The organism is Bacillus sp. N1(2025), assembly GCF_053470005.1.
Map to the genome: position 1 here is coordinate 158,480 of NZ_JBLTJB010000006.1, position 19,606 is coordinate 178,085.

Annotated in this window: 22 protein-coding genes and 1 pseudogene; 15 read left to right on the forward strand and 8 right to left on the reverse strand. The window is 44.7% G+C overall.

Going from position 1 to position 19,606, the window contains the following annotated elements; all coding sequences use genetic code 11:
- The first annotated feature begins 30 nt into the window (after window positions 1-30).
- The 5 genes from ACNFN4_RS14930 to lpdA all read left to right on the forward strand — a co-directional run bounded on the left by ACNFN4_RS14930 (window position 31) and on the right by lpdA (window position 6,557).
- Window positions 31-1,122 (forward strand): serine hydrolase domain-containing protein, encoded by a 1,092-nt coding sequence (locus ACNFN4_RS14930; protein WP_014417648.1) that lies wholly within the window; start codon window positions 31-33, stop codon window positions 1,120-1,122.
- A 470-nt stretch (window positions 1,123-1,592) separates the two neighbouring features.
- Window positions 1,593-2,708, forward strand: coding sequence for a pyruvate dehydrogenase (acetyl-transferring) E1 component subunit alpha (gene pdhA / locus ACNFN4_RS14935; RefSeq protein WP_007611171.1), 1,116 nt, complete (start codon window positions 1,593-1,595; stop codon window positions 2,706-2,708).
- A 3-nt stretch (window positions 2,709-2,711) separates the two neighbouring features.
- A complete protein-coding gene (gene pdhB, locus ACNFN4_RS14940; protein ID WP_003154528.1) occupies window positions 2,712-3,689 on the forward strand; it encodes a pyruvate dehydrogenase complex E1 component subunit beta in 978 nt (325 codons plus the stop codon).
- A gap of 122 nt (window positions 3,690-3,811) precedes the next feature.
- Complete coding sequence (pdhC, locus tag ACNFN4_RS14945) at window positions 3,812-5,140, forward strand: pyruvate dehydrogenase complex dihydrolipoyllysine-residue acetyltransferase (protein ID WP_014417649.1); 1,329 nt, start codon at window positions 3,812-3,814, stop codon at window positions 5,138-5,140.
- 4 nt (window positions 5,141-5,144) lie between these two features.
- Window positions 5,145-6,557, forward strand: a complete 1,413-nt coding sequence (gene lpdA, locus ACNFN4_RS14950) for a dihydrolipoyl dehydrogenase (RefSeq protein WP_007409663.1) — start codon at window positions 5,145-5,147, stop codon at window positions 6,555-6,557.
- Between the two features lie 47 nt (window positions 6,558-6,604).
- Here the strand turns inward: lpdA and ACNFN4_RS14955 are convergent, their stop codons facing one another.
- A complete protein-coding gene (locus tag ACNFN4_RS14955) occupies window positions 6,605-6,979 on the reverse strand; it encodes a hypothetical protein (RefSeq protein ID WP_014417650.1) in 375 nt (124 codons plus the stop codon).
- A 248-nt stretch (window positions 6,980-7,227) separates the two neighbouring features.
- Between ACNFN4_RS14955 and ACNFN4_RS14960 the strand changes: the two genes are divergently transcribed.
- Both ACNFN4_RS14960 and ACNFN4_RS14965 read left to right on the forward strand, forming a co-directional pair.
- Complete coding sequence (locus tag ACNFN4_RS14960) at window positions 7,228-8,019, forward strand: polysaccharide deacetylase family protein (RefSeq protein ID WP_205160630.1); 792 nt, start codon at window positions 7,228-7,230, stop codon at window positions 8,017-8,019.
- Window positions 8,020-8,132: 113 nt separating this feature from the next.
- On the forward strand, window positions 8,133-8,252 hold the full coding sequence (locus ACNFN4_RS14965; RefSeq protein ID WP_003154518.1) for a GapA-binding peptide SR1P: 120 nt from the start codon (window positions 8,133-8,135) through the stop codon (window positions 8,250-8,252).
- A 47-nt stretch (window positions 8,253-8,299) separates the two neighbouring features.
- Here ACNFN4_RS14965 and ACNFN4_RS14970 read toward each other — a convergent pair whose 3' ends face one another.
- The gene (locus ACNFN4_RS14970; RefSeq protein WP_061861433.1) at window positions 8,300-9,772 is read right to left on the reverse strand and encodes an aminotransferase class I/II-fold pyridoxal phosphate-dependent enzyme; all 1,473 of its coding nucleotides are present in this window, start codon (window positions 9,770-9,772) and stop codon (window positions 8,300-8,302) included.
- A gap of 179 nt (window positions 9,773-9,951) precedes the next feature.
- Between ACNFN4_RS14970 and ACNFN4_RS14975 the strand changes: the two genes are divergently transcribed.
- Complete coding sequence (locus ACNFN4_RS14975; RefSeq protein ID WP_448200285.1) at window positions 9,952-10,218, forward strand: UPF0223 family protein; 267 nt, start codon at window positions 9,952-9,954, stop codon at window positions 10,216-10,218.
- 34 nt (window positions 10,219-10,252) lie between these two features.
- Here the strand turns inward: ACNFN4_RS14975 and ACNFN4_RS14980 are convergent, their stop codons facing one another.
- A complete protein-coding gene (locus ACNFN4_RS14980) occupies window positions 10,253-10,885 on the reverse strand; it encodes a DUF1054 domain-containing protein (protein WP_007409668.1) in 633 nt (210 codons plus the stop codon).
- Window positions 10,886-11,120: 235 nt separating this feature from the next.
- Between ACNFN4_RS14980 and ACNFN4_RS14985 the strand changes: the two genes are divergently transcribed.
- From ACNFN4_RS14985 to ACNFN4_RS14995, 3 genes are all read left to right on the forward strand, one after another.
- Window positions 11,121-11,309 carry a hypothetical protein gene (locus tag ACNFN4_RS14985; RefSeq protein ID WP_003154513.1) on the forward strand — a complete coding sequence of 63 codons (189 nt, stop codon included), beginning with the start codon at window positions 11,121-11,123 and terminating at the stop codon, window positions 11,307-11,309.
- 133 nt (window positions 11,310-11,442) lie between these two features.
- On the forward strand, window positions 11,443-12,240 hold the full coding sequence (gene suhB / locus ACNFN4_RS14990; RefSeq protein WP_017417710.1) for an inositol-1-monophosphatase: 798 nt from the start codon (window positions 11,443-11,445) through the stop codon (window positions 12,238-12,240).
- A complete protein-coding gene (locus ACNFN4_RS14995) occupies window positions 12,227-12,679 on the forward strand; it encodes a GNAT family N-acetyltransferase (protein WP_014417654.1) in 453 nt (150 codons plus the stop codon). The genes suhB and ACNFN4_RS14995 overlap by 14 nt, the downstream gene beginning before the upstream one ends.
- Window positions 12,680-12,730: 51 nt before the next feature.
- Here ACNFN4_RS14995 and ACNFN4_RS15000 read toward each other — a convergent pair whose 3' ends face one another.
- Entirely contained in the window at window positions 12,731-14,296 is a 1,566-nt protein-coding gene (locus ACNFN4_RS15000) for a M4 family metallopeptidase (protein WP_017417711.1), read from the reverse strand.
- Window positions 14,297-14,662: 366 nt separating this feature from the next.
- On the opposite strand from ACNFN4_RS15000, the pseudogene ACNFN4_RS15005 reads away from it, so the two are divergent.
- Window positions 14,663-14,797 (forward strand): annotated as a pseudogene (locus ACNFN4_RS15005) (RNA polymerase sigma factor); the annotation flags it as partial.
- Window positions 14,794-15,087 (forward strand): anti-sigma factor family protein, encoded by a 294-nt coding sequence (locus ACNFN4_RS15010; RefSeq protein ID WP_007409673.1) that lies wholly within the window; start codon window positions 14,794-14,796, stop codon window positions 15,085-15,087. The pseudogene ACNFN4_RS15005 and the gene ACNFN4_RS15010, both read left to right, overlap by 4 nt.
- A gap of 38 nt (window positions 15,088-15,125) precedes the next feature.
- Here the strand turns inward: ACNFN4_RS15010 and ACNFN4_RS15015 are convergent, their stop codons facing one another.
- Complete coding sequence (locus ACNFN4_RS15015; RefSeq protein ID WP_014417656.1) at window positions 15,126-15,743, reverse strand: hypothetical protein; 618 nt, start codon at window positions 15,741-15,743, stop codon at window positions 15,126-15,128.
- A 311-nt stretch (window positions 15,744-16,054) separates the two neighbouring features.
- Window positions 16,055-16,243 carry a YlaF family protein gene (locus ACNFN4_RS15020; RefSeq protein WP_003154504.1) on the reverse strand — a complete coding sequence of 63 codons (189 nt, stop codon included), beginning with the start codon at window positions 16,241-16,243 and terminating at the stop codon, window positions 16,055-16,057.
- Window positions 16,244-16,354: 111 nt separating this feature from the next.
- Here ACNFN4_RS15020 and typA point away from each other — a divergent pair, with 111 nt between their 5' ends.
- The gene (gene typA, locus ACNFN4_RS15025) at window positions 16,355-18,193 is read left to right on the forward strand and encodes a translational GTPase TypA (protein ID WP_014417657.1); all 1,839 of its coding nucleotides are present in this window, start codon (window positions 16,355-16,357) and stop codon (window positions 18,191-18,193) included.
- A gap of 56 nt (window positions 18,194-18,249) precedes the next feature.
- Window positions 18,250-18,570 (forward strand): YlaH-like family protein, encoded by a 321-nt coding sequence (locus tag ACNFN4_RS15030; RefSeq protein ID WP_007611192.1) that lies wholly within the window; start codon window positions 18,250-18,252, stop codon window positions 18,568-18,570.
- Between the two features lie 41 nt (window positions 18,571-18,611).
- Here the strand turns inward: ACNFN4_RS15030 and ACNFN4_RS15035 are convergent, their stop codons facing one another.
- Window positions 18,612-18,821: a YlaI family protein gene (locus ACNFN4_RS15035; protein ID WP_007409677.1), complete on the reverse strand. Its 210-nt coding sequence runs from the start codon at window positions 18,819-18,821 to the stop codon at window positions 18,612-18,614.
- A gap of 102 nt (window positions 18,822-18,923) precedes the next feature.
- Window positions 18,924-19,547 carry a YhcN/YlaJ family sporulation lipoprotein gene (locus tag ACNFN4_RS15040; protein ID WP_012117484.1) on the reverse strand — a complete coding sequence of 208 codons (624 nt, stop codon included), beginning with the start codon at window positions 19,545-19,547 and terminating at the stop codon, window positions 18,924-18,926.
- Window positions 19,548-19,606: the final 59 nt, after the last annotated feature.

Below are 19,606 nucleotides of genomic sequence, written 5' to 3' on the forward strand. Positions count from 1 at the left end.
ACGATACATACAGTACAGGGGGAGAAAACAATGAAACAAACAATAAGCAATCCGGCATTTGATATGAAACAAATTAACGCTCTTAACAGCCATTATCAGACAATGATAGACAATGGAGATCTGCAATGTGCGAGTTATATGATGTCAAGAGGAGGTGAGGTTTTTGCAGCTGAGTCGTTAGGGGAATTTACCGGCGGACAAAACGAAAAGCAAACATTTCAGCTTGATACAATCAGAGAAATCGGTTCTTTGACAAAAGTGTTTACCGCTGTAGCCGTCATGCAGCTCGTCGAAAAAGGTTTGCTCGATCTGAAAATGCCGGTCAAGCTCATTTTGCCTGCGTTTGATAAACCGGGTTTCGGAGAAATTAAAATTTTGCACCTTTTGACTCATACGGCGGGATTAAGTTTTGAGCTGGATATTCAAAAGGCTGAAGGCATTGACTTAACGAATGAGGAAGAATGGATAAACTATCTGGTCAGTACGCCTTTGGAGTACGGAGTGGATGAAGCATGGAACTATTCCAGAACCGGTTTTGTTATACTTGGCATCATTATTTCAAAAGTAACAGGCGTATCCTACGAACAGTATGTAACAAAGCATATTATTGAAGCGCTCGGATTAGAAAGAACGTATTTTTATGTGCCTGATGCTTTAAAAGAAGAAGTTTGTGTGATCAATGAACACGAGTGCGTACAGCTGGAAAAAAGTCATCACCCGTATTTTCCGAATAAAGCGACAAGCGGTCTGTACTCTTCGTTGCGGGATATTTGGAAGTTGGCTGAAATGTTTAGAAATAAAGGCAGATTGAAAGATAAGAAGCTGCTTGGAAGAAAAACAGTCGAGGCCATGCTGAGAAATCAAATAAAGCCCGGTCTTCCTTTTTACTTCTTCGGAGCGCCCAGGGAGGAAGGTGGCTTTGGTTTAGGCGTTAATTTGTGGCCGGCCGGTGACCATTATTTCATGACAGAAGGCACCTTTTCACATCTTGGAATGGGTTGGTGCGGCATGTTTTCTGATCCAGCCGAAGATTTTACGTATGTATTTTTCACTCCGATTTCCGAGTTTCATCCTCATGCCGTGCTGACGCCGCTGAATATCGTGTGGGCGGGTATTGAATAATTAGACAAAAGCATCGTCCCGTCTGTTCGGCAGGCGGGACGATTGCTAACTGCCCGTTTTTATCCCGCGGCATCTTTTCAAAGCCCGCCCCTAAGTTAAATAACTTAATTTACTCTTTGCAATTTTTTTTAATTATAGTACAGTAGAGCATTTTTATAATACAGTTTAAAGTCTTTTATAGTACAGTTTGGCGCAATATGATCTTAAGTTTTATAAGCGGTTTCAAAATAAGGTTATAAATAATTGACGGCTTTGTTTAATTACTGTAAACTATGGTTGTTGATCATATTGTACTAATAAAAAATCTTTTTTTATTAGTACAGTTTAAACGTCATTATCTTTGCTTAAGCGCTATGTGAATTTCTGAATGATTAATTTTAGAATTGCAGAGCATGATAAGACTGTTTTTAATACGGATGGCTAAACGGTATCCTAACCCTGTTAAATCAAAAGAAGAGGTGGTTTAAAAAATGGCTGCAAAGACAAAAACTTCAATTGTTGATAGCAAAAAACAATTTGATGCTATTCATAAGCAGTTTGAAACGTTCCAAATTTTAAATGCTGAAGGAGAAGTCGTAAATAAAGACGCAATGCCTGATCTTTCAGATGATCAGTTAAAGGAATTAATGAGAAGAATGGTGTATATCCGCATTTTAGACCAGCGTTCAATTTCTCTTTCCCGTCAAGGACGTTTAGGTTTCTATGCACCGACAGCGGGCCAGGAAGCTTCTCAAATTGCATCACACTTCGCGCTTGAACAGGACGACTTTATCCTTCCGGGTTATCGTGACGTTCCTCAGCTGATTTGGCACGGGCTTCCTTTACATCAGGCATTCCTGTTCTCAAGAGGCCATTTTAAAGGTAATCAGATGCCTGAGGGAGTAAATGCTTTATCACCTCAAATTATTATCGGTGCTCAAATTATCCAAACCGCAGGTGTAGCTTTAGGTCTTAAAAAGCGCGGTAAAAAAGCGGTAGCTATTACTTACACTGGTGACGGCGGAGCTTCTCAAGGTGACTTCTATGAAGGAATGAACTTTGCCGGAGCATTTAAAGCACCAGCGATCTTCGTTGTTCAGAATAACCGCTATGCGATTTCAACTCCTGTAGAAAAGCAATCATCCGCACAGACAATTGCCCAAAAAGCAGTTGCCGTCGGTATTACAGGTGTTCAAGTAGACGGAATGGATGCACTTGCCGTTTACGCTGCAACCGCAGAAGCACGCCAGCGCGCAATTAACGGTGAAGGTCCGACTCTGATCGAAACTCTTACATTCCGTTACGGACCTCATACAATGTCCGGTGACGATCCGACTAAATACCGTACGAAAGAAATAGAAAATGAATGGGAGCAAAAAGACCCGCTCGTACGTTTCCGCAAGTTCTTGGAAAACAAAGGACTATGGTCTGAAGAAGAAGAGAACAAAGTGATTGAACAGGCCAAAGAAGAAATCAAACAAGCTATCAAAAAGGCTGACGGCGAATCAAAACCGAAAGTAACAGAGCTGATTGAGAATATGTTTGAAGAGCCGACGTTCAACTTAAAAGAACAACTTGAAATTTACAAAGCGAAGGAGTCGAAGTAAGCCATGGCGCAAATGACAATGATTCAAGCGATCACTGATGCGTTACGCACAGAACTGAAAAACAATGAAAACGTTCTGCTTTTCGGGGAAGATGTAGGCGTTGCCGGAGGCGTATTCCGTGCAACTGAAGGCCTTCAAAAAGAATTCGGTGAGGACCGCGTATTTGACACGCCGCTTGCTGAATCCGGTATCGGCGGTCTCGCTCTCGGTTTAGGCCTGCAAGATTACCGTCCTGTTATGGAAATCCAATTCTTCGGATTCGTATATGAAGTAATGGATTCAATCTCAGGACAAATGGCTCGTCTCCGCTACCGTTCCGGCGGACGCTGGACTTCTCCGGTGACAATCCGTTCTCCATTCGGCGGAGGGGTTCATACACCTGAACTTCACGCTGACAGTTTGGAAGGCCTTATCGCTCAGCAGCCGGGTATTAAAGTTGTTATCCCTTCCACTCCTTACGATGCAAAAGGACTGCTGATTGCCTCTATCAGAGACAATGATCCGGTTGTTTTCTTAGAGCATATGAAACTTTACCGTTCTTTCCGTCAGGAAGTTCCTGAGGAGGAATACACAATCGAGCTTGGCAAAGCTGATGTGAAACGCGAAGGTACTGACCTTTCTATCATCACATACGGCGCGATGGTTCATGAGTCGCTTAAGGCTGCTGAAGAGCTTGAAAAAGAAGGCGTTTCTGCTGAAGTTATCGACCTTCGCACTGTAAGTCCGCTTGATATTGATACGATTATTGCTTCTGTTGAAAAAACAGGCCGCGCAATTGTCGTGCAAGAAGCTCAAAAACAAGCCGGCATCGCTGCCAACGTTGTAGCTGAAATCAATGACCGCGCGATTCTGAGCCTGGAAGCTCCGGTTCTGCGTGTTGCGGCGCCTGATACAGTATTTCCTTTCTCGCTTGCTGAGAGCGTATGGCTTCCAAACCATAAAGACGTTCTTGAAACTGCGAAAAAAGTTCTTGAATTTTAATCAGGCATCATAAAAGACGGTAAAGAGAGTCCTTTTCTCTATATGAAGGAGTCTGTTTACTAGGTTCAATGCTTGCGAATGCATAACTAAAATTTGCTTAATCAACTAGGAGGTCGAAAACTGTGGCATTTGAATTTAAACTTCCGGATATCGGGGAAGGTATCCACGAAGGCGAAATCGTAAAATGGTTTGTTAAGCCGAACGACGAGGTAGAAGAAGACGATGTTCTGGCTGAAGTGCAAAATGATAAAGCAGTGGTAGAAATTCCTTCACCTGTTAAAGGAAAAGTATTAGAATTAAAAGTTGAAGAGGGAACAGTTGCAACTGTTGGACAAACGATTATTACGTTTGACGCACCTGGTTACGAAGATCTTCAATTTAAAGGAAGCCATGATTCAGGAGATGCGAAAACTGAAGCTCAAGTTCAGTCGTCTGCTGAAGCAGGGCAGGATATCGCTAAAGAAGAGACTCCTAAAGAGCCTGCAAAAGAAACCGGCGCAGGACAGCAGGACCAAGCGGAAGCTGATCCGAACAAACGCGTGATCGCGATGCCTTCCGTACGCAAATATGCCCGTGAAAAAGGCGTGGATATCCGTAAAGTAACAGGTTCAGGCAATAACGGACGTGTTGTAAAAGAAGATATCGACAGCTTTGCAAATGGAGGAGCGGCTCAAGAAGCGGCACCGCAAGAAACAGCTGCACCTCAGGAAACAGCTAAACCTGCAGCGGCTCAGGCTCCTGAAGGCGAATTCCCTGAAACACGCGAAAAAATGAGCGGTATCCGTAAAGCGATCGCGAAAGCAATGGTGAACTCTAAGCATACTGCACCGCACGTAACTCTTATGGATGAAGTTGACGTAACAAATCTTGTTGCTCACCGCAAACAGTTCAAACAAGTTGCTGCTGATCAAGGCATCAAGCTGACTTATCTGCCTTACGTCGTCAAAGCATTAACATCCGCTTTGAAAAAATTCCCTGTTTTAAACACATCTATTGATGATAAAACAGATGAAGTGATCCAAAAACATTACTTCAACATCGGAATTGCAGCGGATACCGAAAAAGGCCTGCTTGTGCCGGTAGTGAAAAATGCCGACCGTAAAGCCGTTTTCGAAATCTCTGATGAAATCAACAGCCTTGCTACAAAAGCGCGTGAAGGCAAGCTTGCACCTGCGGAAATGAAAGGCGCTTCTTGCACGATCACAAATATCGGTTCTGCCGGAGGCCAATGGTTCACACCGGTTATCAACCACCCAGAGGTTGCGATTCTCGGTATCGGCCGTATTGCTGAAAAAGCGATCGTCCGTGACGGTGAAATTGTAGCTGCTCCTGTCTTAGCTCTTTCTCTCAGCTTTGACCACCGTATGATTGACGGAGCAACTGCACAAAATGCGTTAAACCACATCAAGCGTTTACTGAACGATCCACAACTTATTTTAATGGAGGCGTAATGTTATGGTAGTAGGAGATTTCCCTATTGAAACAGATACTCTTGTGATTGGTGCGGGACCTGGCGGCTATGTAGCTGCCATCCGCGCTGCTCAGCTTGGACAAAAAGTAACAGTCGTTGAAAAAGCAACTCTTGGAGGCGTTTGTCTGAACGTCGGCTGTATTCCTTCAAAAGCGCTCATCAATGCAGGCCATCGTTACGAGAATGCAAAACATTCAGATGACATGGGAATCACTGCTGAGAACGTAACAGTTGACTTTACAAAAGTCCAAGAATGGAAAGCTTCTGTTGTAAATAAGCTTACCGGCGGTGTTGCAGGTCTTTTAAAAGGAAATAAAGTGGACGTTATAAAAGGGGAAGCTTATTTCGTAGACAGCAACTCTGTCCGTGTAATGGATGAGAACTCTGCGCAAACATACACATTTAAAAACGCAATCATTGCTACCGGTTCTCGCCCTATCGAATTGCCAAACTTCAAATATAGCGAACGCGTTCTGAACTCTACAGGCGCACTTGCGCTTAAAGAAATTCCGAAAAAGCTCGTTGTTATCGGCGGCGGATATATCGGTACTGAGCTTGGTACAGCGTATGCGAACTTCGGAACTGAATTGGTTATTTTAGAAGGCGGAGATGAAATTCTTCCTGGCTTCGAAAAACAAATGAGTTCTCTCGTTACCCGCAGACTGAAGAAAAAAGGCAACGTTGAAATCCATACAAGCGCCATGGCTAAAGGCGTTGAGGAAAGACCTGACGGCGTAACAGTTACATTCGAAGTAAAAGGCGAAGAAAAAACGGTTGATGCTGATTACGTATTAATCACTGTCGGACGCCGTCCGAACACTGATGAGCTCGGCCTTGAGCAAGTCGGTATCGAAATGACTGACCGCGGTGTCATTAAAACAGACAAGCAGTGCCGCACAAACGTACCGAACATTTACGCAATCGGTGACATCATTGACGGACCTCCATTGGCTCACAAAGCGTCTTACGAAGGTAAAATCGCTGCGGAAGCTATTTCAGGAGAGCCGGCTGAAATCGATTACCTCGGTATTCCGGCGGTTGTATTCTCTGAGCCTGAACTGGCTTCTGTCGGTTACACTGAAGCACAGGCGAAAGAAGAAGGCATTGAAGTCGTTGCAGCTAAGTTCCCGTTTGCAGCGAACGGACGTGCGCTGTCTCTTAACGAAACTGACGGCTTCATGAAGCTGATCACTCGTAAAGAAGACGGTCTTGTAATCGGTGCGCAAATTGCCGGCGCAAGCGCTTCTGACATGATTTCTGAATTGAGCCTGGCGATCGAAGGCGGAATGACTGCTGAAGATATCGCAATGACAATTCACGCTCACCCGACATTGGGCGAAATCACTATGGAAGCTGCCGAAGTAGCAATCGGAAGCCCGATCCATATCGTAAAATAATAATGTAACAAAGAAACAGCCCCCGTTTGTAAAAGCGGGGGCTGTTTTTATTGTGCAAGCACATGCTGCATAGGTTTGATGATATCCTCTTTTTTCTTTACAGATCCCTCAATCTTCATGACCACATGCCGATGATTGATCACCATCAGCGCAGGGAACGTGTTGATTTCCTCTTCCCATCCCTTTCTGTTGTCATAAACCTTCATTTGATCGACATGATGGGGATATTTCTTTTCTAAATCAAGGATCGCATCGTAATAAGGCACTTCTTTATCTATATGATTTTCATCGGAAAAAAACAAGATTTGAGTGTGATGAATGCTGTCGATCCGGTTTTTTTTGAATGGACTGACAGTAGAAACCGAACAGCTTGACAGAACGAACAGCATCAAAAAAAAGGGAATCACCGTACGGTAGCGCATCTATCTTACTCCTCTGTTTTATATAATATCTTGGTTCATCCATTTATAAGGACTATATCAAGTGTATCACGAGAGGTGAAAAACCTAAGGCTTGTTACTGAATTGTTATATAATTGAAACCGTTTTTAATGAAGAAATAATACGTGTGACAACTTGCGCAGCCGATGTGTAAAAAAGGCACATTGTTTTTCGTGAGAGCGCTGTTTTTTCGTTATACTGGGGACAAAACCATATCAGGAGGGATTGTCATGTATAAAGCCGCTGCAGCCGTCGTATGTATGTGCTTACTCGCCGGCTGCCAATCAAATGAAAAAATGCAAACAAACAAACCCCATTCTCAAGCCGCGGCCAATCATGCCAAACGGGAAAACCACCATACAAAAGAGGAAAAACAGAAGGCGGAGCCCCGTTACTATATCAATCCGAAAAGTTTTTCTGTGGAAAAAATGGATGAACAGAAAGAGAAAAAACCGATCGCATTGGTAACGATCGATGACGCGCCTGATCAGCATGCCGCTGAGATTGCGGACAAACTGCATGATCTCAATGCGTCAGCGATCTTTTTTGTAAACGGACATTTTTTGAAAAAAGATGAAAATAAGAAAGCGCTTAAGCATATTCATGAGTTAGGTTTTATGATCGGAAATCATACAATGACTCATCAAAACTTAAAAGATCTTTCCGAACAAAAACAACGGGAAGAAATCATTGGCGTCAATAAAGCGGTTGAAAAGGTAATAGGAGAGAAACCCGCATTTTTCAGGGCGCCTTTCGGAAGCAATACGGACTACAGTGACAGACTTATAAAAAAAGAAGGTATGGTGAAAATGAACTGGACCTTCGGGTATGATTGGGATCAGAAATATCAATCCAAAAAAGCGCTTACCGATATCACACTGAGCAGTCCTTATCTGCGGGACGGGGCCAACATATTGATGCATGACCGCAAATGGACGGCGGAAGCCATGCCGGACATTGTAAAAGGATTGCGTCATAAAGGATATACCGTGATTGACCCTCGAGCTATAAAAAGACCGTAAAAAATAAATGTGTTATACAATTTATTAGTTGACATATTAAATGTGACATAATAATATAATAACAACAAGTAAAAATTAAGCGTTTTCAAATTCTGAGAAATGGGGAATGACAGATGGGTACAATTGTTTGCCAAGACTGTAACGAAGCGATTCATTACTTTGAGGATGAGAAGGTCACGACGTTATACGGAACATGCTGCGGACAATGCCAGTGTCATCTTGAAGAAGAGTAAAAAGCGTAAAAAGGCCCGAAACAATTTCGTTTCGGGCTTCTTTATATTTATTGGATGGCTTTTTGCTCTTTGATGACTCTGATCATTTCAAGCGTTGCATCTTCGGGACCCTGCACAGGAAGGCCGGCGTCCAAGTTTTTAAAAATGTAGCTGATATTTTCTTCAGTAATGATCTCACCCGGAATAAAGATCGGAATTCCCGGCGGGTACACCATGACAAACTCTGCGATGATCCGTCCCGCGGATTCTTTTAACGGAATGACTTCCGTATTTGCGTAAAACGCGTCTCTTGGCGTCATCGCTAACAGAGGAATTTCAGGAAGCAGAACTTCGGTTTGCTGATGAGCATAGTCATTGGCGGAAGCCTGTTTTGAAATGTCTGTAAGCGCGCTTACAAGACGGTCGGCATCTCCTGCTCTGTCTCCGGGGGTGAAAATACATAAAATATTATACAAATCGGACAGCTCGACTTCGATATTATATGATTCGCGGAGCCATTTTTCAACGTCATGACCCGTCAGGCCGAGGTTTTTGACCGAAATGATTAATTTAGTCGGATCATAACTGAAGGCAGCTTTAGACCCTGTGATTTCTTCGCCGACACAGCGGATGCCTTCAATTTGATTGAGGCGTTCCCGTGTCTGATCCGCCAGCAGAATCGTATCTTCAAGAAGATCGCGGCCTTCTGTAGCGAGGCGTTTTCTTGCGACATCCAGTGAAGCGAGAAGCAGATAGGATGTTGACGTTGTCGTCAGCATGCTTAAAATCGACTGTACTCTTTCTTTGGAAACAAGACCTTCTCTCACATTTAAAATGGAGCTCTGCGTCAGGGAGCCTCCCAATTTGTGCACGCTTGTGGCTGCCATATCAGCGCCCGCCTGCATGGCGGACAGAGGAAGCTTATCATGAAAATGAATATGCACGCCGTGCGCTTCATCGACAAGCACAGGCACATCGAAAGAATGCGCGAGCTTTACAATGCTGCTCAAGTCCGCTGCCACACCGAAGTACGTCGGATTTATGACAAGCAGGCCTTTTGCGTCAGGGTGCTCCGTCAAAGCCCGCTCTGCGGACTCAAGCGTAATGCCGTGAGAAATTCCGAGCTCATCGTCAATTTCCGGGTGTATAAAAATCGGAACCGCTCCGGAAAATACAATGGCCGACATAATGGATTTATGAACGTTTCTCGGGATGATGATTTTATCTCCGGGTCCGCATACGGCCATGACCATCGTCATAATGGCGCCGCTCGTCCCTTGAACGGAAAAGAAGGTATGGTCTGCGCCGAATGCTTCCGCGGCCAGATCCTGGGCTTCTTTAATGATGCCCTTTGGCGCATGTAAATCATCCAGAGGTTCGATATTAATTAAATCTATGCTTAACGCGTTTTCTCCGATAAATTGTCTGAATTCCGGATCCATTCCCGCGCCTTTTTTATGGCCCGGAATGTGGAATTGGACAGGCTGTCTGTCCGCGTGCTTTTTCAGTCCGCTGTACAGGGGTGTTTCATGTTGCGGCAATTGTTTTCCCACCTTTATCATAATACCTACGGATTAGTTTGTATTACATTCAGTTTTATTACCCGTTTTTTAAACGTAAAACAAATGAATTATATTATGAACTTGAAAGAAAGTAAAGAACAATTTATGATCTATGGAAGATGCTTATTTTGAGCATGATTATAAAGGAGTGAAGACATTTGGAATATCAATATCCGATGAATGAGGACTGGACGACAGAGGAGGCTGTGGATATCATTGCTTTTTTTCAGCAGGTGGAAAACGCCTATGAAAAAGGAGTTGACCGAGACAGACTTCTGAATGCGTACCGCCGCTTTAAAGAAATCGTTCCCGGGAAAGCGGAAGAAAAGAAAATCTGCAGCCAATTTGAAGCTGACAGCACCTATTCCCCGTATCGGACTGTGAAACAGGCGAAACAATCAGATCAAGCGATTATCAAAATGTAGACAAAGCGAGCCGGCAATCGGCCCGCTTTTTATGTTATGAGACTTTCTGAGTCAGTGTGTATAAAAAGGAAAGCTTCCTAAAAGCATCTTCAATGGTTTGCAGGAATTCATTGTTGTTCATGTTGATCACGTCTTCTTTTTGCAGCTGAATGCCGCACAAAAGCTCTGCTTTTTTCACTGTCTGCAGGCGTTCAAATAATGTTTTCAGCTGCTCCTGATCCATGTCGGACTGCTTGTACGCACCTGGCTTCGTATGATCCGGCGACCATACAAAATGACCGGGAATCTGTTTTGTGATGTCCTCCTGCTTCGCTTCCAGCAATCTGCCGTATTCCTCTTTTATCGGAGATTCATAAATGATGGCAAACCATACAAACATATGGGTGTCCCATAAACCGATCTGAAAGTGAGGGAGTTTCTTATACCCGCGTTTGCTGTTGGCAAAGGCAACCCAGCTGTCAGCCGGCGGGTTGACAGATCTTCTCGCGTGCTTGGCGACATGCGGGAACATTTCATCTCCTGTCAATGCTGACAATGTCGGTGCGAAATGCTCTCCTAACAAGGTCAGCTTCGGACGGACTTGTTCTTTTAACACCTCCATGCGCGGATCTAAACCTTCTATTGTAAATGTATCGAAGTCTTCTTTTGTAAAACGCATCTGAGTCATCTTTTTCCTCCTTATCGTAAGTATTCATATTTTACCACAGCCGCCGCCGGCCGCAAAAACATTGAGAACGTTTGAGCCGAGAGGATTGGGGTAAAAAACGAATAGGTAAACACACAATTTTAAGAATGTTGTTACAGCCGAATATAAGTTTCCATACGATATAAGAAGTATCATTAATAAATTGGAAAAATGGGATGCTTTTTTAACAAATGATCTCTGGAAGGGGCGAAAGACAATGAGGCAAGTGGTGAAGGAAGGATTCAGGGAGGAAAAAAATAACCGTGTAGCTGTCTGGAGACTAGAGGTTGATTATGAATTGGCAACCCTGTATGAGGCCATGCAAAAAGAGAATGAAGATCAAATCGATCTCAGTAAAAGAAAACTAGAACGTCTCAGAAAAGAATGGATTCGGCTTAACGGATAAAGAATAGTAAAAACGAACCGCAGGAAATGGTTCGTTTTTACGTGAGAAGGCATTTTTTTCATTTTCCTTGCTTTTTCATCGCCTTTATCAGTATGCTATAGAATAAGCTATACATAGAAAAGAGGTACACGGTATGACAAATTGGACGGAAATTGATGATATCGCAAAAAAATGGGTAAAAGAAGCCGGAACGAGAATCAGACAATCCATGCAGGAAAGCTTGACGATTGAAACAAAATCAAATCCGAATGATTTAGTCACAAATATTGATAAAGAGACGGAACGCTTTTTCATTGACCGTATACAGGGAACTTTTCCCGGACACCGGATTCTCGGAGAAGAAGGGCAGGGAGATAAGCTCCGCTCTCTTGACGGAATCGTCTGGATCATTGATCCGATTGACGGAACGATGAATTTTGTCCATCAAAAGCGGCATTTCGCGATCTCCATCGGCATCTTTGAAGACGGAAAAGGCAAAATCGGCTTAATTTATGATGTGATGCAGGACGAACTGTATCACGCATTCAGCGGAAAAGGGGCTTATCTGAACAATACGCCGCTTGCTCCTTTAAAAGAAGCTTCCATTGAAGAAGCCATTATTGCAATCAATGCCACATGGGTGACGGAAAACAGAAGGATTGACCCGAGTATTTTGGCGCCGCTCGTAAAACGGGTCAGAGGAACGCGTTCCTACGGTTCGGCGGCACTTGAGCTGGCCAGTGTTGCGGCCGGCCGCATTGACGCATACATTACGATGAGGCTCGCGCCGTGGGATTACGCTGCCGGCTGCGTGCTGCTGAACGAAGTCGGGGGCATTTACACGACCACAGACGGCGAACCGTTTACGTTTTTAGACAACCACAGCGTGCTTGCGGGCAATCCGGCAATACATAAAATTATCTTTGACGACTATTTACATGCTGACAGGTAGAGATTTTGAAGAAGAAGATCTCGGGTTTCTGGAGCAGCTGGCGGCATCACACCCGGTGTGGAAAAGCGAAGAGTTCGGAACAAAAAATGCGGCGGAGTTTATGCTTGCATACTCCATGTACAATGGAACGTGGCTCGTATGGGAGATTGACGGCGCTCCTGCCGCCGTCAGTTTTCATTTGGAATGGGCGCCTTCAAACGGAAAACCGTGGCTCGGAACCGTGGCCGTCGCTCCGGAGGCAAAAGAGAAAGGAATCGGACGCGCGGTCATTGAAGAGATTGCGGGCCGGCTGAGAGGGGAGCATAAAGCGATGTTTTCAGCCGTTCCCCTGGACAGGCAGGAATGGGTTTTGTTTTTAAGCCAATGCGGCTTTGAACAGCTTAAGCTTGAAAAAGACGATCGGGAAAAAACATATATGATCATGGTGAAGCCATTGTGAAATGTTTCAGATATAAAAAAGAGACCGGAGAAATCCGGTCTCTTTTCTTGTTTACAAGCCGACCGCATTCCAGGCCGCTTCTACGCTTGCAGCGTCTTGAGAGCCGTAAAGGTCCCGCGCTGATTGAATCAAAGCTGCTTTTGCATCTTTAAAGCTTGATGACGGAGTGAGATATACCGTCAGTGCACGGTAGTAAATCTGCTCCGCTTTTTTCACGCCGATTTTTGTAATCGTGTTGTAAGCGGCTTTGTTCGGAATTCCGCTGTTTGTATGCACGCCGCCGTAGTCGCCGGCATCAGTGTTCGGAAGGTTTCGATAATTTTTGTAATGGTCGGGCTGTCCGTATTTTGTCGGATTGGATAAACTGCGGAGAGCCGGCTGGCTGACCGTAATATCTTCACCGATATCCCAGTCCTCAGTATCATTGAAGTATCCGAATACATCAGAGAAGGATTCGTTTAAAGCGCCCGGCTGATTTTCATAGTTCAGGTTGGCTGTTTCCTGTGTAACACCGTGTGTCATTTCATGGGCCGTTACGTCCATTGAACCGGAAAGAGGCGAGAAGAATGAGCCGTCACCGTCACCGTAAATCATTTGGTCGCCGATCCAGGCCGCGTTATTGTATTTGCTGCCGTAATGAACGGAAGATACGATTTTGCCGCCTTTATTGTCGTAGCTATTGCGTTTAAACGTCTGATAGAAATAATCGTACACTTTGCCGAGATTGTAATGCGCATCAACGGCAGCGCGCTGAGAAGAAGTTGTGAACTGGTTTGTAGTGCTTGATACGAGCGTGCCCGGCAGGTTATATTGTCGGTTTTGCAGATCGTACGTAATAATTTGCGTTCCGGTAGGTTTAGAAAGATCACGCATTACATATTTGCCGCTTTCAGAAGAAATATTTAATGAGACCGTTTTTCCTTTAAGAGTCGTACCTGTTCCGGTTGCAGCGGCATGCTCCACTTTGTTTTGCTTTTTCAGGACTTTCCCTGTTTCCGCATCAACGGTTACTTCCCAGTTAGCTGGTTCCGGTTCGATGTAGCGGATGGTTACATCATAGGCGAGGCGGTATTTACCGTCTTTTGTGGCCGCTGCTTTCAGCTCGGCTTTGTTTTTGTTTGCAACGTTGCCGTTAGAGACGGCTTCAGGTGATTTGCCGATTGCTTTAAAAGCATGATCCAGCGCCTGATTTGCAGATAATTTTTTGCTGTTTGCCGTTTTGGCAGAAGCATCGTTGTTTAATTCACCGTTAATCGCATAGACATTATTGGATTTATCGACGTGAATAATGACTTGTGAGTCTTTCACAGGCACACCGTTAACGACAGGCACATAACGGAAATGCTTGTAGCCGAGATCATCAGTCGTGTGGTCAATCAGCTTCAGTCTCTCAGAAGGGTTGCCTTTGAAGACTTTGCCGTTTTGTTTCAAGTATTGCTTGATTGCTTTGTCACTGACTGAAGGCAATTCAGATTGCACCAAAGAATGCTTCGGCACAAAGTTCGTCAGGTTTTCTTTAAGCTGAGGATTCTCAGCGGCCTGAACACCCGGAAGACTGATGGTTAAACTCATAAAGGAAGCGGCGACAGCAACAGACAATTTCTTACCTAAACCCACAATAAATCCCCCTTTTTGAAAATAATGAAAACTTATATTGTTATAATAAACCAGCATTCTCTCATTCTGCAATATAAAACTAGACTCCGCTGATGAATTGATAGAATCGTCCCGGAAAGGCTTCCGTCGGCCAGCATCGGGGGATAAGCCGAGAGGCACGTGTTGAATCAGACATGAGTCGAATGATGCGATTTATTCTGAAAAAAATGACAAATGAAGTCGGGAAAAATGATAGGGGAAAAATGTTCCGATCTGTAAAACTTTTTTTATAGCCGTTTGTCTAAACGGGTGAGGCCTTAATAAACGAAAAGGATTGTTTCAGATGTCAGAGATTTTCAGTCATTTTATTCAGCATTTCGACAGATATTTCAAGAGCTGTCTTACGAAGAGATTGCAGATGTTTTGGACTGGAGTCTTTCGAAGGTGAAGAGCACCCTGTACAGGGCGAGAATGCAGCTGAAACAGCACTTGGCGGAAAAAAGGAAGGACGGACAGATATGACTTGCTGTTTAGTGAGAGATTTACTCCCTTTATATATTGAAGGCGATTGTGAAACAGAAACGGAGCGGTTTATTTCCCGCCATCTTGAATCATGCGGTAAGTGCGGGAGTTTATATCATATGATGAAGGAGCCGCTTGACCTCGGCAGCCCTGAGATGAAGGCGCCAGCCTGTTACGCAGAAGAAGAAAGGCGGTTTAAGGAACGGTATTACGGGAAGCTGCTGATAAAAGCAGCCTGTTTGTTCGGCGCTGTTTTCTTTATCATGCTGATCCTTAAACTGCTGATTTAAAAAAACGCCCGGCTGAATGACCGGGCGTTTTAATCCGTTTACTCAGCCGGATGAAAGGCTGTATAAATGCCTTCAAGCAATTCCTGGGGCAGTGAATTAAAGAATCCGGCACACAGCTTTGCTTCTTTTTTTCCTGCTCCTGCTTTTTCAGCAAGGTCCTGATCAAACGTATACTCACCGTCTTCTTCAATCAGCGCAGATTGAAGGATATGAAGACTTTGGGAAAAAGCGGTGAACAGCTGATCAACGATAAGGGCCTCTTTTTCCGTAAAGCCGAGCTCCACCGCTTTTTCTTTATTAAATGTATATTCGCCGTCCGTTTTCTCAATACATTGGGAAAGAACGGTTAAAAATTCGGTTGAACTGTCCCACAGCTTTTGAATGATCTGGGCTTGTTCTTGATCTAATCCCAATTCCACCGCTTTTTCGCTGTCAAAATAATAGACACCGTCTTTTTCGTAAATCGATTGGCTGATGATGTCAATGAGTTTTGCCGCGTCTTCCGGTGTTTTCTCTGCGGAAGCCTGCAGGATATGCGGTTCATTTGCCTGGATCGTTTTTGCGCCGGCAGAATCAAGCGGACTGAATGCAAGCAAGGCGGCTGAGGCGGTTGCGGCGGCAGTTACAGCGGTTTTCTTCAAAAAAGATGTTTTCATTTCGTTCTCTCCTTGTCATGTGTATTTGCTTACAGCCACAAGTATAAAAAGACAATGATGGAATTGAAATAGGAGGTATGGTATTTTCTGCATAACGATGCCGGACTATTTTAGACTGCATCTTCTGAGGGAATCTGCTGATGTAACTAGAATGGGAGCTGTCATTTCCGGCTTCCTGATTAGGCGGCGGGGGAGATAAGCCTTACATCTAAAGCCTGTTTTGAGCATGTGAAAAAGCCTGAATCTTTGATTCAGGCTTCATGAGATATTGTGCTTTCCATGTTTACCGAATTTTGCAAAGGGTCATGCTTTTAATCAAGCAGTCCCTGTTCGCGCATTTTTTTCTTTACGGTGAAACCGCTTCCCATCATGGCGATAACGAGAACAATGCTTCCGATGATGCCCCATGCGCTTTTCTCAGCGATTGATACGCCGATCAGCATCATGCTGAAGACTGCTGCGAATGCAAATAATAATAAGAGCCAATTCAATTTTTTCATATTTCCATCCCCTTTAACGTCATACTTTCAGTTTACAGAAAAACGTAACGCTTTTAAAGAGGATGTGTGGTATAATATGAAAGTTATCTAATTTTTTTAGGAGATGAAAATGTGAAACTTCGAAACGATCTTCGCAACATCGCGATTATTGCCCACGTTGACCATGGGAAAACGACTTTGGTAGACCAATTGCTTCACCAAGCCGGAACATTCCGTGCCAACGAAAATATTGCCGAGCGCGCAATGGATTCAAACGATCTTGAACGTGAACGCGGTATTACAATTCTTGCGAAAAATACTGCGATTAACTATAAAGATACACGCATTAATATTTTGGACACTCCGGGACACGCCGACTTCGGCGGAGAGGTAGAACGGATTATGAAAATGGTTGACGGCGTTCTGTTAGTCGTTGACGCATATGAAGGCTGCATGCCGCAAACCCGTTTTGTACTGAAAAAAGCCCTTGAGCAGAACTTAAATCCGGTTGTCGTCGTAAACAAAATCGACCGTGATTTCGCCCGTCCGGAAGAAGTCATTGATGAAGTGCTTGATTTGTTCATCGAGCTTGACGCAAACGAAGAACAGCTTGAGTTCCCTGTCGTCTATGCTTCTGCGATTAACGGAACGGCAAGTCTGGATCCGAAAAAGCAGGACGAAAATATGGAATCACTGTATGAAACGATTCTTGAACATGTCCCTGCCCCGGTTGATAACGCCGAAGAGCCTCTTCAATTCCAAGTGGCGCTGCTTGATTACAATGATTATGTCGGCCGTATCGGTATCGGACGCGTTTTCCGCGGCACGATGAAAGTGGGTCAGCAGGTTTCATTGATGAAACTTGACGGAACGGTAAAATCATTCCGCGTAACGAAAATCTTCGGTTTCCAAGGATTGAAACGCGTGGAAATTGAAGAAGCGAGAGCGGGAGACCTCGTTGCCGTTTCGGGCATGGAAGACATCAACGTCGGTGAAACGGTTTGTCCGGCTGAACACCATGAGCCGCTGCCGGTTCTGCGCATTGATGAGCCTACGCTCCAAATGACATTTGTCGTAAACAACAGCCCGTTTGCAGGTCGTGAAGGCAAATATGTCACATCCCGTAAAATTGAAGAGCGTCTGAACGCGCAGCTTCAAACAGATGTCAGTCTCCGTGTCGAACCGACGGCCTCACCTGACGCATGGGTTGTTTCAGGACGCGGTGAGCTTCACCTGTCCATTTTAATTGAAAACATGCGCCGTGAAGGCTATGAGCTTCAAGTGTCTAAGCCTGAAGTTATCATTAAGGAAATCGACGGCGTAAGCTGCGAGCCTGTTGAGCGCGTGCAGATTGACGTGCCTGAAGAGCATACCGGTTCTGTTATGGAATCAATGGGTGCGAGAAAAGGCGAAATGCTTGATATGATTAATAACGGAAACGGCCAGGTCCGCCTGATCTTTACCGTACCTTCACGCGGACTCATCGGCTATTCTACTGAGTTTCTGTCACTGACACGCGGTTTCGGTATCCTGAACCACACGTTTGACAGCTATCAGCCGATGCAAAAAGGCCAAGTCGGAGGCCGCCGTCAGGGTGTGCTCGTTTCCATGGAAAACGGAAAAGCGACATCTTACGGTATTCAAGGTATTGAAGACCGCGGCGTCATCTTCGTTGAGCCTGGAACAGAAGTATATGAAGGCATGATTGTCGGTGAACATAACCGTGACAATGACCTTGTCGTCAATGTCAGCAAAATGAAACAGCAGACAAACGTCCGTTCCGCTACGAAGGATCAAACGACTACGATTAAGAAAGCGCGCATTATGTCGCTTGAAGAATCACTCGAGTACTTAAACGAAGATGAATACTGTGAAGTAACGCCGGAATCCATCCGTTTAAGAAAGAAAATCCTGAATAAAAACGAACGTGAAAAAGCGGCGAAAAAGAAAAAAACAGCAGGAATGTCTTAATCACTTGCAGAATTTGAAAAGGTAGAACCCGAACGGAAAAGGGGAGGGGGATCTTTTTGAATGAAGTAAGTGAACGGCTGTCGTTCTTTGCGGCTCTTTACCAAGTGGATGAGCATCCGCTGACGGGAATGTGGCTGTTATACGGAACGATCGTCGTGCTTTCGGTGATTGTATTTAAACTCGGCTTTGCCAAACGGCTGCCGGTGTTGAAGGCTGCGGCAGTTTATCTCTTTCTCGTGCTCGGCTGCACCGTGCTGACTTTTTTCGGTGTGTTTCTGCCGGTCGGAGAAGGGCTTGTTGTCGCCGCCTTGATTTTGATCGTTTACAAAATCCGTCTGCACCAGTCCAAAAAAAGCCAGTCAGCTAAACCGCAATAAAAAAATGACCTTGCCTTCCGGCGGGTCATTTTTTATTCGGTTTATTTTTTCAGTTTATCTTTTTTCGCTTTTTGTCCGGGATGAAAGGAAAAGTGTCCGGTATTCAGCCGCGCCTCCGTTTTGACTTTGATTCGGTCATGGCATTCCCGGCACATATATGTATGAATCGGACGATTGCGGAGGCGTTTGGCTGTCAGTGTTTCATCATCAATTTGTTCGATTTTGTCGCAAATGGAACATTTTACTCTCATTGATTTTTCACCTCTTTCACTATGACAAGCATTATATCATGGATGCCCCTCCTGCCAAAGGGAAAGAAAGCAGCGCCCTTCCTTTGGAGCGGGCGCTGCTTTTTACCGGCGGTTTTTCATATGATGATCCGATTGATCGTTCTGTTCGTTCTGCAGCTTGTTCTGGTCTCTTTGGTTCAGCTGATCATCATTCGATTGAGTCGGTGATTCTTTTTCATTGTCGGTCACATCATTCGGGACTTCCGGCATGACGCGGCCGACGATGGCGGCAAGTTCGTCCAAAATGCCTGAAACGGGGCGGCCGGCCTTAATGTCGCTGCCCATGCCTCTCAGACGGGAAACCGTATCAGGATCAGCCACGACAACGGCATTGGCGCCGTAAGGATCGTTTTTTAACGCCTGGGCAACCGTGTATTTAATGCTCTCCACTTTGCTTCTTTCTAAATTGTCATCCACATCGATTCCGACAACGGAGTATCTTCCGAGTACAACCGCGGTGGCATCTGAAATGCCGGGGATTTTTTCGGTTACCTCGACGAGATGCTTAGCGATGTCTGTCCGGCCGGGATTTTCAGCTGTCTCAGGAGCCGTATTTTTCACATGGATCGGTTTTGCATCGCGCTGATCGGCTGATTCGTTCTGAATATTTCGGCCGCGGCCGTCCTGTACAGCAGTGCAGCCGGTAAGGATAAATAAGGCTTGTATGATAATGAAAAGAATTCGCACGTCAGATTTCCTCCTTGAATGCTTTCATTTATTTTATTGTTGAATTAACCTTCTATCTT

Excerpts from the sequence above, each read along its gene's own strand:
- ACNFN4_RS14930 (WP_014417648.1), top strand. The coding sequence starts at position 31 with ATGAAACAAACAATAAGCAATCCGGCATTTGATATGAAACAAATTAAC.
- pdhA (WP_007611171.1), top strand. The coding sequence starts at position 1,593 with ATGGCTGCAAAGACAAAAACTTCAATTGTTGATAGCAAAAAACAATTT.
- pdhB (WP_003154528.1), top strand. The coding sequence starts at position 2,712 with ATGGCGCAAATGACAATGATTCAAGCGATCACTGATGCGTTACGCACA.
- lpdA (WP_007409663.1), top strand. The coding sequence starts at position 5,145 with ATGGTAGTAGGAGATTTCCCTATTGAAACAGATACTCTTGTGATTGGT.
- ACNFN4_RS14955 (WP_014417650.1), bottom strand. The coding sequence starts at position 6,979 with ATGCGCTACCGTACGGTGATTCCCTTTTTTTTGATGCTGTTCGTTCTG.
- ACNFN4_RS14960 (WP_205160630.1), top strand. The coding sequence starts at position 7,228 with ATGTATAAAGCCGCTGCAGCCGTCGTATGTATGTGCTTACTCGCCGGC.
- ACNFN4_RS14965 (WP_003154518.1), top strand. The coding sequence starts at position 8,133 with ATGGGTACAATTGTTTGCCAAGACTGTAACGAAGCGATTCATTACTTT.
- ACNFN4_RS14980 (WP_007409668.1), bottom strand. The coding sequence starts at position 10,885 with ATGACTCAGATGCGTTTTACAAAAGAAGACTTCGATACATTTACAATA.
- ACNFN4_RS14985 (WP_003154513.1), top strand. The coding sequence starts at position 11,121 with ATGAGGCAAGTGGTGAAGGAAGGATTCAGGGAGGAAAAAAATAACCGT.
- suhB (WP_017417710.1), top strand. The coding sequence starts at position 11,443 with ATGACAAATTGGACGGAAATTGATGATATCGCAAAAAAATGGGTAAAA.
- ACNFN4_RS14995 (WP_014417654.1), top strand. The coding sequence starts at position 12,227 with ATGCTGACAGGTAGAGATTTTGAAGAAGAAGATCTCGGGTTTCTGGAG.
- ACNFN4_RS15010 (WP_007409673.1), top strand. The coding sequence starts at position 14,794 with ATGACTTGCTGTTTAGTGAGAGATTTACTCCCTTTATATATTGAAGGC.
- ACNFN4_RS15015 (WP_014417656.1), bottom strand. The coding sequence starts at position 15,743 with ATGAAAACATCTTTTTTGAAGAAAACCGCTGTAACTGCCGCCGCAACC.
- ACNFN4_RS15020 (WP_003154504.1), bottom strand. The coding sequence starts at position 16,243 with ATGAAAAAATTGAATTGGCTCTTATTATTATTTGCATTCGCAGCAGTC.
- ACNFN4_RS15035 (WP_007409677.1), bottom strand. The coding sequence starts at position 18,821 with ATGAGAGTAAAATGTTCCATTTGCGACAAAATCGAACAAATTGATGAT.